Origin of the sequence: Paenibacillus wynnii, assembly GCF_000757885.1 — a bacterium.
GTDB lineage: Bacteria > Bacillota > Bacilli > Paenibacillales > Paenibacillaceae > Paenibacillus_AQ > Paenibacillus_AQ wynnii.
On record NZ_JQCR01000002.1, the window covers coordinates 427398 to 440290 of the forward strand.

9 protein-coding genes are annotated in these 12893 nt (G+C 40.8%); 5 read left to right on the forward strand and 4 right to left on the reverse strand.

Annotation, left to right across the window (positions count from 1 at the left end; genetic code table 11):
- Window positions 1-102: 102 nt before the first annotated feature.
- On the forward strand, window positions 103-1014 hold the full coding sequence (locus PWYN_RS27815; RefSeq protein WP_052087754.1) for an AraC family transcriptional regulator: 912 nt from the start codon (window positions 103-105) through the stop codon (window positions 1012-1014).
- A 126-nt stretch (window positions 1015-1140) separates the two neighbouring features.
- Here PWYN_RS27815 and PWYN_RS04730 read toward each other — a convergent pair whose 3' ends face one another.
- From PWYN_RS04730 to PWYN_RS04745, 4 genes are all read right to left on the reverse strand, one after another.
- Entirely contained in the window at window positions 1141-1677 is a 537-nt protein-coding gene (locus PWYN_RS04730) for a putative immunity protein (protein ID WP_036649030.1), read from the reverse strand.
- A gap of 12 nt (window positions 1678-1689) precedes the next feature.
- On the reverse strand, window positions 1690-3555 hold the full coding sequence (locus tag PWYN_RS04735; RefSeq protein WP_036649032.1) for a glycoside hydrolase: 1866 nt from the start codon (window positions 3553-3555) through the stop codon (window positions 1690-1692).
- 131 nt (window positions 3556-3686) lie between these two features.
- A complete protein-coding gene (locus PWYN_RS04740; protein WP_036649034.1) occupies window positions 3687-5303 on the reverse strand; it encodes a response regulator in 1617 nt (538 codons plus the stop codon).
- Window positions 5303-7117: a sensor histidine kinase gene (locus tag PWYN_RS04745; RefSeq protein ID WP_084146594.1), complete on the reverse strand. Its 1815-nt coding sequence runs from the start codon at window positions 7115-7117 to the stop codon at window positions 5303-5305. The genes PWYN_RS04740 and PWYN_RS04745 overlap by 1 nt, the downstream gene beginning before the upstream one ends.
- A 64-nt stretch (window positions 7118-7181) precedes the next feature.
- Between PWYN_RS04745 and PWYN_RS04750 the strand changes: the two genes are divergently transcribed.
- From PWYN_RS04750 to PWYN_RS04765, 4 genes are all read left to right on the forward strand, one after another.
- The gene (locus tag PWYN_RS04750; protein WP_036649038.1) at window positions 7182-8618 is read left to right on the forward strand and encodes an ABC transporter substrate-binding protein; all 1437 of its coding nucleotides are present in this window, start codon (window positions 7182-7184) and stop codon (window positions 8616-8618) included.
- A 176-nt stretch (window positions 8619-8794) separates the two neighbouring features.
- Window positions 8795-9703, forward strand: coding sequence for an ABC transporter permease (locus PWYN_RS04755; protein WP_240479683.1), 909 nt, complete (start codon window positions 8795-8797; stop codon window positions 9701-9703).
- Between the two features lie 12 nt (window positions 9704-9715).
- A complete protein-coding gene (locus PWYN_RS04760; RefSeq protein ID WP_084146596.1) occupies window positions 9716-10669 on the forward strand; it encodes a carbohydrate ABC transporter permease in 954 nt (317 codons plus the stop codon).
- A 60-nt stretch (window positions 10670-10729) separates the two neighbouring features.
- Window positions 10730-12298, forward strand: coding sequence for an extracellular solute-binding protein (locus PWYN_RS04765; protein WP_036649039.1), 1569 nt, complete (start codon window positions 10730-10732; stop codon window positions 12296-12298).
- Window positions 12299-12893 lie beyond the last annotated feature (595 nt).

Sequence of the window (12893 nt, forward strand, 5' to 3'; positions counted from 1 at the left end):
TACAAGATGAGTTATAATATAATTATAACATTAGGATTTCATGATTTTCTCCCATTATTCTATATATTTATAACACTATTCTGGTAAAAGGATGTTGTTACAATGATCAAAGACAGAGGCTTAATCTTCGAAAAGCAGCTAGGCGTCTCCGACTTTCCTTTGAGGATTGCTTACACCGACTCCACACAAATCAAAAATTCTGATAGGGTTGTATACTTACATTGGCATAAGGAATTTGAATTAAGCTATATAATAGAAGGAAGCATGGTGATGGAGATTGACGCCAAGCCCATGTTGGTTCAAGCAGGAGACGTCATCATGATTAATCCGAATGAGATTCATAGCAGCTACTGCATAAACGATACAAACTGCCGTCTCTACGGAATTATCTTCAGCATGGATCTGCTTAGCAGCAGCCGTAAAGACGTTTGTCAGACCAAATATGTGGAACCCTTTCTTAGCGGGCTGTACAAGCTTCCAGCACTTATTCAAAATGAGCCGGGCTGGCAACTAAGTGTGGTCGAGAATGTCCGGATGATCATTCAAGCTTACCAAGTAAAAACAATGGGATATGAGCTTCGCATTAAGGCCGGTTTGTATACAATCCTATCGGAAATTATCTCCAATCAGGTATTTCTGACAACACCTCCTGCTGCTGCGATGGATCAAAATCATCTAGATATAGAAAGGCTCCAGAAATCGATTCAATACATGGAAACTCATTACACCAAGCGGATTTATATTGAGGAGATTGCGGCTGAATCAGGCCTCGGTGTCGAACGCTTTTACAAGTTTTTCAAGCGCTATACAGGGGAGACCCCGGTGAGCTATCTGAACCGGCACCGGATTCGGATAGCAATTAATTACCTATTGTACACGGATCAGTCCGTACTGGATATTGCCTATAAAACGGGGTTTGAGAACGTTAGCTACTTCATTAAAACCTTTAAGAAGCATACCGGTGTTACACCGGGGGAGATTCGAAAACAAGGATTAAAAGACGGTTTGGTATGATGTTGATACCAAATAAATTAATTTCAAATGGGACCTATTTGTTAAATAATAAAAGAGAAAGCCGGCACATTCGCAGACTTCCTCTTTTTAAGTAAACATAGTGTCGTTGTTTCTAATTGTTGGTTATTAAGATGGCGATTTTAACAATCCACCTATTATCTTTAATTGTCTTTCCCTTTCCTTTGTTGAGGCATCTAAGGAGTTATGTGTTAGAAGATTTGTTACCTTAATTGCGTAGTCACTGCTAACCATTGCATGGCCTCTCATATGTCCTGTTGCAATTGCTTGGGCAAATGAACGTGCAGAATATTTACTAACTTCAGATTTAGACTCTTTAGCCAATTCATTTACAATAAATCCAACTTTTCGTAAATCGAAGGCTCTAATACTTCCGTCTATTCGTATTTGTAAAGTCTCTAATCCCAAATTTATACGTGCGTCACCTTTTAAATGGTCATCAAGATAATCTAAGTATGAAATAGATACTTTTAAAGCCCATTGAGCAAGTAACTTCTGAGGCATGTTTTCAAGGGTCTCTTCGATTTTATTCCTTAAATCGGTGTTATCTATGATTTTTATTTTAGGGCCACTATGTTTAAATTCTGTTTGTTCCGCTCTTATTTTTTGCTCATGTTTATTCCATGCGTATTCTTCTAATTTCACCTAAAACCTCTCCTATTCCAAATTGTATAGAGGGGGATGGAAGGTTATAAACCCATGTGGCTCGATGACCTCTCCTTCGTAAATATATGACGTTTCTCCGAAGTTGACCACGGCACGTTTTCCAGATGAGAACTGGGTTTCTTGTATGGTATGATCCGCACTGATGAATCTATGAGATACCAGCTCGTCATAACAGATTTGCTGTAGCCAAGGGCAGATTTTATTGTAACTTTCTTGAAAGGTTACCTTAAAGCTAGCCCACCGCTCCTGATCGATGGACCACAGCGGAGCCGTTCCGTAAAGGATATTGAACAGATCCTTTTTCCACCAGATATCCGGGTTATGATGGTTGCCATCCTCCCAACGCCATGATGTCACGATGGCATCATGATAAACCAATTCGTATAAAGGAACCCGTGTATATTCATTAATTGAATACTTTAGGTAGGTATCGGTTGCGGTTCGCGTACCAAGCATGATTGAAGGTCTCGCGTTGTCCTTCCAGTCCCCGTAATAATAGATCGTACCTTTGTTAATAATGTTGGAACCATACCAAGTCCGCTGAAGAGTCATCATTCCATGGGCATACACACCATGTGATCCAGCAAAATCCGCTCCAAATTCAGCTCCTATAAAAGTGTTATATTTGTCCTCCAAAAGCTCATAGTTACTAAGAATGGCTTCCGCATATTGCTCCCGGGTCAGCCGATGCTCCGGGTGGTAGCATTCATAGAGACCATTGGCTTGATAAACATCCACAAAATAGGTTTCATGAGGATATTGGCTAACTTCTTTATCTACACGTTTGACCATCTCTGCTTGAATAGCCCCAGGGCAAACATAAGTTCCAAATTGATTGGAGTACTTGCCACCCTCCTTGGTCCGAGCGGTGACCTTTTCGAACAGGCCAGGGTATAGATTTCTTTTTAGAGGAATCTTATCGCTATTTGCGTAACCAGGATGGGAATCCGGGTGTATATCTGAAAAGAGTTCATAACCTCCCGTTCCGTAGCCCAGTTCTTTGAGCCTATCGTCGTAACCCTCTTCCGGATAAGGTAAGTGGTTGGCATTCCAAAGAATTAGTGCTTTATCAATTCCGGAATCCTTCAACTCTTGTGCAAAACTCACCTCACGTGCTTTGTCCCACACATAGATGTGTGCGGCTCCAAGAATCTTCGCAATAGCAGGAAATCGTTTCTCGTTCTCTTTCAGTGTAAGAACTTTATTTTTCGGCCAAATATACTTTCTATATCGTTTACATTGAGCAATGTATCCGCCTCGATCAAAGAAGATATACCGAACCTTACGGTCATAGCTAAATTCCCCCATCGAGCTAAGCCATACTGGTGAAAACGTAATTAACCCTTGCTCCCGCTCCAGTGAGATTGCAGCGTCAAACGGCGTCTCAAAAATGGCCATATATCCTGTTTCAAATCTGGAATCAGTTACCCCGACCCAGGCCATAGCCGGACCTCCACCACCGTAGAAGAATGGTTGTTCCTCCAGAAGGTAGAAGGTATCGTCCACAGGGAGCAGTAATCCCTGACTGTCCGTCTGTAGGAGGTAATGTTCTTTGTCAGGGGTCTGAAAAGACGCAGGAAATCTAATCTTTTCAAAAGAAAAACGGGGATCAGCTGTGAGAGTAACAAGCAGTTCCGATTGTTCCGTTAATTCAATGGTTGCTGTCATCGCGAAAGGGCCTTGTAAATCTAACCTCAGAAAATTCTCGTCCTGAGACACCTTCTCCACCGTCAATCCGCTATCTAAAGGCACCTGCTCCCAAACCTTGTTGGACCGTTTATCTTTCACACTTAGTATAAGACGATCTGGGTTGAACTTAACCTCGAGCTTGTCATCCGATATTGTCCATGCTTTCATTTGAAATCCCCCCGATTGGAAGTTTAAGATAAACTAATTATATTCCTGATAGTTGATCTTCAACGGACTCCCTAATGCGATAAAATAACGTTAGGTTGTCCTATTGGGGGAGGCTGTTAAGTCCTTCCTATTCACAATGTTTCCCTATACTTTCCAGGAATTATGCCCGTTAGCTTCTTAAAAACAGTTGTAAAATACGTAGCGTTCTCGAAGCCCACCATTTCAGCGATTTCAAACAGTTTTAGATCTGGTGATTTCATTAAGACTTTTGCTTTTTCTACCCGTACTTGGGTTAGATGCTCAATGATGGTCTCATTGTTCTCCTTCTTAAATATTTGGCACATATAGGTTGGACTAAGATAGACCTCCTCCGCGAGCAGCTGTATCGTAACATTCTCCATGTAATGCTGTTCAATGTAGGATTTAATCTTCTGGACAATTTTTTGGTTCTTCGAGTTATGCTTGTGAAAGAAAAAATCAGTCATGCCGCTTAACAGACTTGTAATATAAACCTGGAGATCTTCAATATCCCCGATTCCTTCAATCCGCTTTAGAATATCGTTAAGCGACATTCCAATAATGGTGTCAATGGATTCCTCCAACTTATGCACAGTGCGCGCCAGATGAAATACAAATTCTGCACATAAATTATGTACCTGTTCCACATTCATAATAGGCAATAAAACTTCCTTAAACATCTTCTCCGTAAGCTCCACTACACCTTTCGTATCACCTAACTTTAGCAGGGTGAAGAGCTGATTTTCGATTTGATAGATATAGCTATAATGTTCTTCAGTCTCGAGGTTTTGATCTACATCATCTGCAGTTACGACTGAACCTCTCCCCGAAAAAAAAGTGTATTGAATCGTAGATCTCGCTTCTTGATAAGAACGGCTAAGATGAAGGATGTTCGTGACTGGTGACCCCAAGCCGATAGAAACGGATACTTTAACGAACTTTTGGACGCATCTGATGATCTCTTCGCATAATATTATAGGCTTATTCCCGTGCACGGGGTTACCTTTGAACAGAATGACAAGCTCGTTTTCTAACGTATTCGCAAATGCCACTCCAGAATTTGCTACACTAAGAAGCTCACTAATTACATTATGGATAGCAAAAAAAAGAAGCTGCTTATTTTCTTCATTGTAAGCCTCAAGTGTCTTCTTGTAATCGTCAAGCTGGAGTAGACCTACCAACACGGCTTCACCTTTGGGGATGTCAATATTATAATAAGCAGCTTTCTCATAGGCTTCATTTTCGTTCGTAAAAAAACCGGATATTAATTGAACTAGCAGCCTTTCTCTAAGAGCAGGCATGCTATCCTGAAGCTGGAGCCGAAGACGCTCCATCACCTGAGCGCTATTACGTTCCATTTGGATGTGATTGGTCACCTTCTGTATGACCTCAATTAGTTCCGGTATTTTCACTGGTTTGAGCACATAGGCTTCCGCTTCAAGACTTAATGCAGCCTTAGCATACTCAAAATCCTGTACACCGCTAATTAAAATAACCCGTGTACTACTCTTGTCGTCCAGCAACCTTTGCGCTACTTCAAGCCCGTCCATCATAGGCATCCGTATATCAGTACAAAGGATATCTGGCTTAAGTTCCTTACATAATCGGTAGGCTTCCTTTCCGTTATCGGCTAGTCCAACAATTTCAATTCCGTGATCCTCCCAGGGAATGATCTGGCTGAGTCCTTCCCGAACAATATCTTCATCATCTGCGATAATCATGGTTAGCATTACATACCCTCCATCGTTTTTGTAGCTGGAATACATATGGTTGCGGTGAGTCCGGCTTCCTCGTTTGCCTGATAACTGAGCCCGAAATCGTCACCAAACCATTGCTTGATGCGTGCATTCACATTCCGAATGCCAAAGGAAGTATTAGTTTCATTGTCAGTAAGGAGCATGTCATTAATTTTGGCAACAATCTCATGATTACCTGATCCGTTATCAATCACCTTTATTAGAATTCGCCCGTTCTCGAGAGATCCTTGAATATGAATCTCCCCACGACCGTTGGATTGATCAAATCCATGAAGTATCGCATTCTCCACAAGCGGTTGCAGGAGCAGCTTTACGGTCAAGTAGGGGTACACTTCAGCAGGGACATGAATGTTATAGAATAATTTTTGGTTCATTTTTATTTTCTGAATGGTCAAATAGGCAATCACCTGGTTAAGCTCGTCCTCCAACTTGATAATACTGCGCCCTTTATTAAGGCTAAGTCGAAAGAAGTCTGATAAAGAAGTAACCATCTGACTGATGTCCCCAGCCTGATGCTTTAACGCCATCCAGTTAATCGAATCCAGTGTGTTATACAGAAAATGGGGATTAATCTGAGCCTGAAGAGCCTCAATCTCCGCTTTTTTCTTATTCACCTCCGAAACGTAGAGCTTGTCTATCAAATTCCGTGTTCTTTGAACCATCTGATTGAATCTTTGGAAGAGATAAGAGAACTCGTCATTTCGCTTGTACTCCATCGGCACACTGTATAAGTCTTCTTCCGCTTTTCCAATCAATTTGATAAATTTTCGAATCGGATTGGTGATACTATTCGACAGCAGGAAGGAGAGCAATAGCGTCAACAGCAGACTGACCAACATGACAAGAACCATTACCTTTCTAAACGATACTAGGGGCCCGTTCAAATCACTCATAGGTGAGAGCGTTACGATTTCCCAATCGAGCTCAGGTATTTTTTTACTCGCTACGAGCGTGGAAACCCCATTTATAGGCAGTACTGATGCAGTAAAATTCCCACCGTCTCCCAAAGCTAATGAATCCAAGTTCATTTTTCTCATAAATGTATCATTCTCCGCTATCCTATTGGAACCCACCATAACTTCTCTGTTCTTATTAAGCAGATACACGCTACTGTTAGATGAAGGCTTCATTGTCACTAGTGTTTCGTTGAAATCATTGATGCTAACGTCCGCTGTGAGAACACCCGCAAATGACAAAGATGGATCATCTAAACCGTAAATACGCTTTACGAAACGGATCGAGTAAGAGTCCTTGCTATCACCGTTCCGGTACAACCCGAGAACCTTATATTTCTCTTTATAGGGGATGGATTGAAACCAATCCTCGTTCTGAATGCTCTCTATAGTGAACACATTACCAATGAATGAAAATCGGCTATATTCAGAACGGTCCATCAGATAAAGCTTAAGCTGGAATTTTTTTCCCGTCCGCTCGTTCGTGCTATAATTTCCGAGCAGTGAATTTAATCGGGTCATCTCATCGATTAGTCCATAATCATCCGGGGGGGTACTGGAAGAAAGGACATCTTGAAGATCAGGATTTAAATATATGCTCGTGGTCGTATTATCAATTTCCTCCACGGACTTCGTTAGATTAAGTTCCATCATTGTCATATTGCGTTCGATTGAATTTTTCATATTATTATTTATAGTGGACGAGGAAGTGTTATATAGAGTAATAATAATGAGTGTGGAGGGCACTAATACCATGGATAGAAAGTAAGTGAGCAGTCTCGTTCTTATGCTAATATTATTTATGAGTACATGGAACACCGAACGAAATGACATAACGGTTCACTGCCTTTCGCAGAGAAATAGATTTCAAGCCCATTATAATTGCGGAGGATTAAAAATGAAACCTATAAATATTCGCTGGATTTCCTTTATGTGCTGCGTACTCATCCTAATTGCCGGTGGTTTACTAACTCACGAGCTTTGGCAGCAGAACGCTCCACTACGGAAAGTACCCTCGAAAGAAAACAATAAAGTAGTGCTTACGTTCGCTTATAACGGTGGCGTTTCGGACCAAGAAATGATATCGCTTATCGATCAATATAATCGGACGAATACGGATAGGGTTACCATTGAGCTTCAGGAAATTCCAAAAGATGAATATTCACGAATTTTAAATATGCAGATGATTGCCGGAACAGGACCGGACATATTAACAGTGAGTTCGGATTGGAAAAAGACTTACTTTTTAAAAAATTGGCTTGCAGATATATCGAAGGAACTGTATTCAGACGGTATGCCTGACTATAATGACTGGGCAATCGAATACGGGAGCTTCAATAAGGAGATATACAGCGTTCCGCATGCTTTCAACACAAGTAGACTCATTTATAATAAAAATTTGTTTCGGTCTGCGGGCATAGATCCGGAATCCCCGCCGACAACTTTGAATGAGCTCTCAAACATAGCGGTAAAGATCAGTAACAGTCAAATTGGTTTTCAGCGATATGGATTTGCCTGGCCGCTTGGGGATCAAGAAATTGGGTTCAAGAACAGTATGGAAGTTCCTCTAACCTATAGTGGGCTATCGGTTTTCGATTACGCCAAGGGTAAGTATGATTTGAATAGCTTCGGAACATGGTTTGAAAAAATGCTTGAGCTTAAAAACAACGGCGGTCTCCTTCCCGGTGAAATGTCTTTGAAATACAACTCTGCCTTAACACAATTCGCAAAAGGGAATGTCGGTATGATGTTTATTTCCAGTAGTGATGTGTATCATTTGGAGCATGAATTAGATATGCAGTTTGATTGGGGAGTCGCTTTCCCCCCAGCTCTTGACTCTGCTCATAAAGGAAAACATCCGCTTGTACTCCTTCCTGAGCCCATGATCGCAGTCAATAACGCTTCTCCGAATAAAACACAGGCGTTGAATTTCTGGAAGTACCTCGAAAGCACAGTTACACTTAGTGACTTATATGCAAAACAGGTAATTCTCCCTTATTCATCTACGATTCGTAATCAACCATTAGCTGTTGATATCGATCAGGGCTCGCACTTTCGTTTATTTTATCCAAATAAACATGAAGCTTTTTACCCTCCTGGGCCTTCAGTGCTGAATATGAAATTAAACCCCAATCAATCGATTTTTCTTAACGTGAAGTGGAACAACCGTTTCGAAGCCTATCTGGAGGCGGTTTCCGGTCGTATTCCCATTAAGAATGCACTTAGTCTGGAGACGAAACGATTAAATGTTCTTCTGCAATCCGAAATCAATGCGGGACATATTCTAATCGATTCCTTTATTTCAGGTAAATTCGAGTCTCCATTTATAGACTGATCCGAAAACGAGAGTTCCCGACTTTGGGAACTCTCGTTTTTTTTGATTTATAAGATCATAGAAAAATGATAGTAAAACATAAATCCTTTATTCTCTATTTTCTAATAATCCTTAGAATAAAGCTTACAACATAGAAAAAATAAAGGAGTGGGTGAAACATTATGGGAGCGGTCAAGATGCATATTAGGAATGTTATTAAATTCCGCGTATTGTTCCTGATGATGCTGCCAACATTGGCCATAGTCATCTTTAACAATTACTTGCCAATGTTCGGGGTAGTTTTAGCTTTTAAGAATTTTACGTTCAGCGACGGGATTTGGGGTAGCGCATGGGCCGGATTAAACAATTTTAAATACTTATTTCAAACGGATATCGCATGGCTTGCTACCAAAAATACAATTTCGTATAATTCTATATTCATAATTCTAAACAATGTATTTGCAGTAGGTTTAGCCATACTGCTGAATGAAATTCGAAATGGCCGCTTAAAAAGCGTCTTTCAAAGTACGATCCTGTTCCCGTACTTCTTATCATATGTAGCAGTCAGCTATGTATTGTACGCTTTTCTGGGAGAGTCCGGCTTTATAAACATGACCGTATTAAAAGGATTGGGAATCGACGCCGTTTCCTGGTACTCAGCTGCAGACAAATGGCACTTTATTCTCCCCTTAGTGAATACTTGGAAGAACGTCGGATATTTTGCCGTAGTATACCTTGCTGCAATTGTATCCATTGATCCGGAGTATTACGAAGCAGCCGTTATTGACGGTGCGTCGAAATGGAAACAGATTATGCATATTACGGTTCCAATGATGTTTCCTATTATTGTAATTATGACCTTGCTGCAGGTTAGCCGCATTTTCAATGCCGATTTTGGACTCTTTTATCAAGCGCCATTGAATTCAGGAGCCCTTCAAAATGCAACTGAAGTAATGGACACCTTCGTGTATCGGAACTTCCTGCTCAATGGTGATGTCGGTATGTCTAGTGCCGCGGGATTATATCAAGCCGTTGTAGGGTTCGTCCTCGTTCTTGTAGCAAATACAGTTGTACGTCGGATCAATAAAGAAAATGCACTTTTCTAGGAGGTGGACTTAATGACAGATCTTGCTAATCAAAAAATAAATCCTGTAATCACAAAAAAGAAAAATAATCGCCTAAAAGGACCTCAGTCCCTTTCTCCAGCAGCTTATTATTCACTTATCATTTTTTTGACACTGCTCAGTTTGGCTTGTGTGGTTCCACTTCTGCTAGTCATTATGACATCCTTAACGGATGAGGCATCGCTAACTGTATACGGTTATCAATTTATTCCTCAAAAATTCTCTCTTTACGCTTATAACTATTTATTAAATGATTTTGATAAAATTGCCCGAGGATATGGAATTTCTATCTTCGTAACAATAGTGGGTACAGTTTCAAGTCTCCTGCTGACTTCATTGTTTGCCTATCCGGTATCAAGATCTGATTTTCCTTACCGAAACCTGTTTGCGTTTATTGTCTTTTTCACTATGTTGTTTAACGGTGGACTGGTTCCCTGGTACTTGATTTATGTGAATGCCGGGCTCAAGGATACTATTTTCGCCTTAATTCTGCCGAGTCTCATTATTCCATTTAACCTGATTATTATGCGGACATTCTTCGCCAATACCATTCCACCAGCATTAGTTGAATCTGCTAAGATTGACGGTGCAAGCGAATGGCGGATCTATGCACAAATCATCATGCCTTTATCTTTGCCTGTATTAGCAACTGTCGGTCTCTTTCAAATGTTGATTTACTGGAATGATTGGTACACCAGCTTAATCTTCATCAGTTCCGAGAATTTAGTAAACGTACAGTATTTACTTTATCGGGTCATTAATAATATCAACTATTTAACCTCCGGTTTTGCTAATCAACAAGCTATAGACGGTGCACTCAAAACGTTGCCCGCTCAAACCGTCCGTATGGCGATGGCGGTCGTAGGTATTGGACCCATCATTATTGTTTATCCTTTCATTTCCAAGTATTTCGTAAAAGGCTTAACTGTCGGTTCTGTGAAAGGGTAAGAAACTTGGCTATTCCCTATAATTGGGTAGCATAAAGAAAAAACATAGGAGGGTTAAAGAATGTCGAACAAAAAAGCGATTTCTCGTATGATGACGCTGTCTCTTATCTTCGCATTGCTTCTTTCCGCTTGCGGAAAGAGCAACAATGTCAACAATGCAGATGGCAAGAACACAGCTTCAGAGGGAAATGCAACGAAAGAAACAAACACAGGCACTAATGCAACGGATGTATCGAAGCTTAAAACGAGAGAAATTTCCATCTATTTCGAAGGTCCCCCTACACAAAGAGATACAGAACTTGTCGAACAAGAAATAAATAAGATAACAACGGCTAAAATTAATGCAACCGTCAAAATTCACCACTTGGGATGGTCTGAATTCCCGCAAAAGATGAACCTTATGATGGCATCCGGCGAGCCTTTCGATTTGATGTTTACTGCAGGATGGGATAATTTTAACGGTAATGTTGCCAAAGGAGCTTTCGTACAGCTCGATGATCCGAAGAACAACCTGTTGGAAAATCAGGGAAAGGGGATTCTTGAAAATATTGACCCTCTTATGCTAAATGGGGGTAAAATAGCTGGTAAAATCTACGCCATTCCTACGCAAAAGGAAATTGCCTCCCAGCAAGGTATGTTTCTTCAAAAGGAACTTGTAGATAAATACAAGATTGACTTGGCTTCCATCAAAAAACTAGAAGATCTTGAACCTTATCTGCTTCAAGTTAAAAAGGATTCTCCGAACATTATTCCTATAATAGCCACTTCTAACTGGTTGGGAATTTTACCATATGAGATCGTTGGCTCTAAAGAAAGCCCAGGTCGTCTTCCGAATGACGGCAGCACTAAAGTTGTTAATGTCTTTGAAACGGAAGAAGCCAAGTCTTTGTTTAAGCTTATGGAAAAATGGTTTAAGCTCGGCTTGTTCCAAAAAGATCCTGCAACAAATACGGATCTAATGTCACAATCCAAGACAGGTTTAGTATTTACTCAACAAACCCAACTAAAACCAGGGGGAGACGCAGAATACAACATCGGGGTGGAGAAACCATTTGTTCAAGTTCCGCTAACAGAAATCCGTACCGCACCCGGCGACCTGAACAACTCCATGCTTGCGATCTCTAAAACTTCCAAAGATCCGGAACGCGCAATGATGTTCCTTAACTTGCTGCATACCGATAAAGATCTTGTGAATTTGATTGACTATGGTATTGAAGGTAAACACTATGTCAAAGTTTCAGGTAAAGAAAGTGTAATCAAATATCCAGACGGTGTTGAAGCAGCACAGAGCGGGTATGCCCCATCGAATGCTTGGCAGATCGGTAACCAGTTCCTCACCTACACCTTTGAACAGGAAGACCCTCAAAAGTGGGAAAAATTCAAAGAGTTTAATAAGGCAAGTACACCATCTGTATTGGTCGGCTTCGTTTACAACGCTGAGCCTGTTAAAAATGAGGAAGCTGCCATTGCAGCCATCTGGAAGAAGTATATTGATGCTTTATCTGCAGGTATTGTCGATACTACCGACTACTTGGATAAAATGAATAAAGAACTAAAAAAAGCCGGCATGGATAAAGTGCTGCAAGAAAAACAACGTCAAATCGATGAATTCCTGGCTACCAAAAAATAATCGTCCAATATCACTATTTACAGCTAACTCATTCTACTTATTTAGAAGCCTTAACCCAAAACAACCCGAGCTCGGCAGCCAGCCGATCCCGGGTTGTTTTTTAATAAAGCATTCGCATAACCCCTTTCAACAACAGGTATTTTTACAGCGGCGGATGTTCGGATTCCCCCCAGCCACAGGGCTGCTCACCAAGCACGAAATGTAGTTTTCCCACATTCAACAGCTCTTCATGTGTTACTAATGCTCGGTCAATAGCCGTTTATCTGTATCAGGGATTCAAACGGTTCGGCTCTCCGCCACCTTCCAGACTTCGGAAGCTAAAATCCCCTCCGTCGAAATTGCAGTAAGAATAAACGTCACTCAGCTTCAATTATGGAAATTGAGAACGACGTTTTTTACGGGCATAATCATAGGTTTTGCCGTCCTTTAAGGGACGGTATCCGTTTCTATTCACAAGATCATAAAAAAATGATAGAAAAACATAAATCCTTTATTCACTATTTTCTAAAAATCTTTAATATTAAGATTATTACAGAAAAAAATAAAGGAGTTGGGTGAGCCATTATAGGAGCGGTCAAACTGCATTGAACGGTTA

What these genes read in the sequence shown, in the direction of transcription:
- PWYN_RS27815 (WP_052087754.1), top strand. Translation starts at nt 103, where the DNA reads ATGATCAAAGACAGAGGCTTAATCTTCGAAAAGCAGCTAGGCGTCTCC.
- PWYN_RS04735 (WP_036649032.1), bottom strand. Translation starts at nt 3,555, where the DNA reads ATGAAAGCATGGACAATATCGGATGACAAGCTCGAGGTTAAGTTCAAC.
- PWYN_RS04740 (WP_036649034.1), bottom strand. Translation starts at nt 5,303, where the DNA reads ATGCTAACCATGATTATCGCAGATGATGAAGATATTGTTCGGGAAGGA.
- PWYN_RS04745 (WP_084146594.1), bottom strand. Translation starts at nt 7,117, where the DNA reads ATGTCATTTCGTTCGGTGTTCCATGTACTCATAAATAATATTAGCATA.
- PWYN_RS04750 (WP_036649038.1), top strand. Translation starts at nt 7,182, where the DNA reads ATGAAACCTATAAATATTCGCTGGATTTCCTTTATGTGCTGCGTACTC.
- PWYN_RS04755 (WP_240479683.1), top strand. Translation starts at nt 8,795, where the DNA reads ATGCATATTAGGAATGTTATTAAATTCCGCGTATTGTTCCTGATGATG.
- PWYN_RS04760 (WP_084146596.1), top strand. Translation starts at nt 9,716, where the DNA reads ATGACAGATCTTGCTAATCAAAAAATAAATCCTGTAATCACAAAAAAG.
- PWYN_RS04765 (WP_036649039.1), top strand. Translation starts at nt 10,730, where the DNA reads ATGTCGAACAAAAAAGCGATTTCTCGTATGATGACGCTGTCTCTTATC.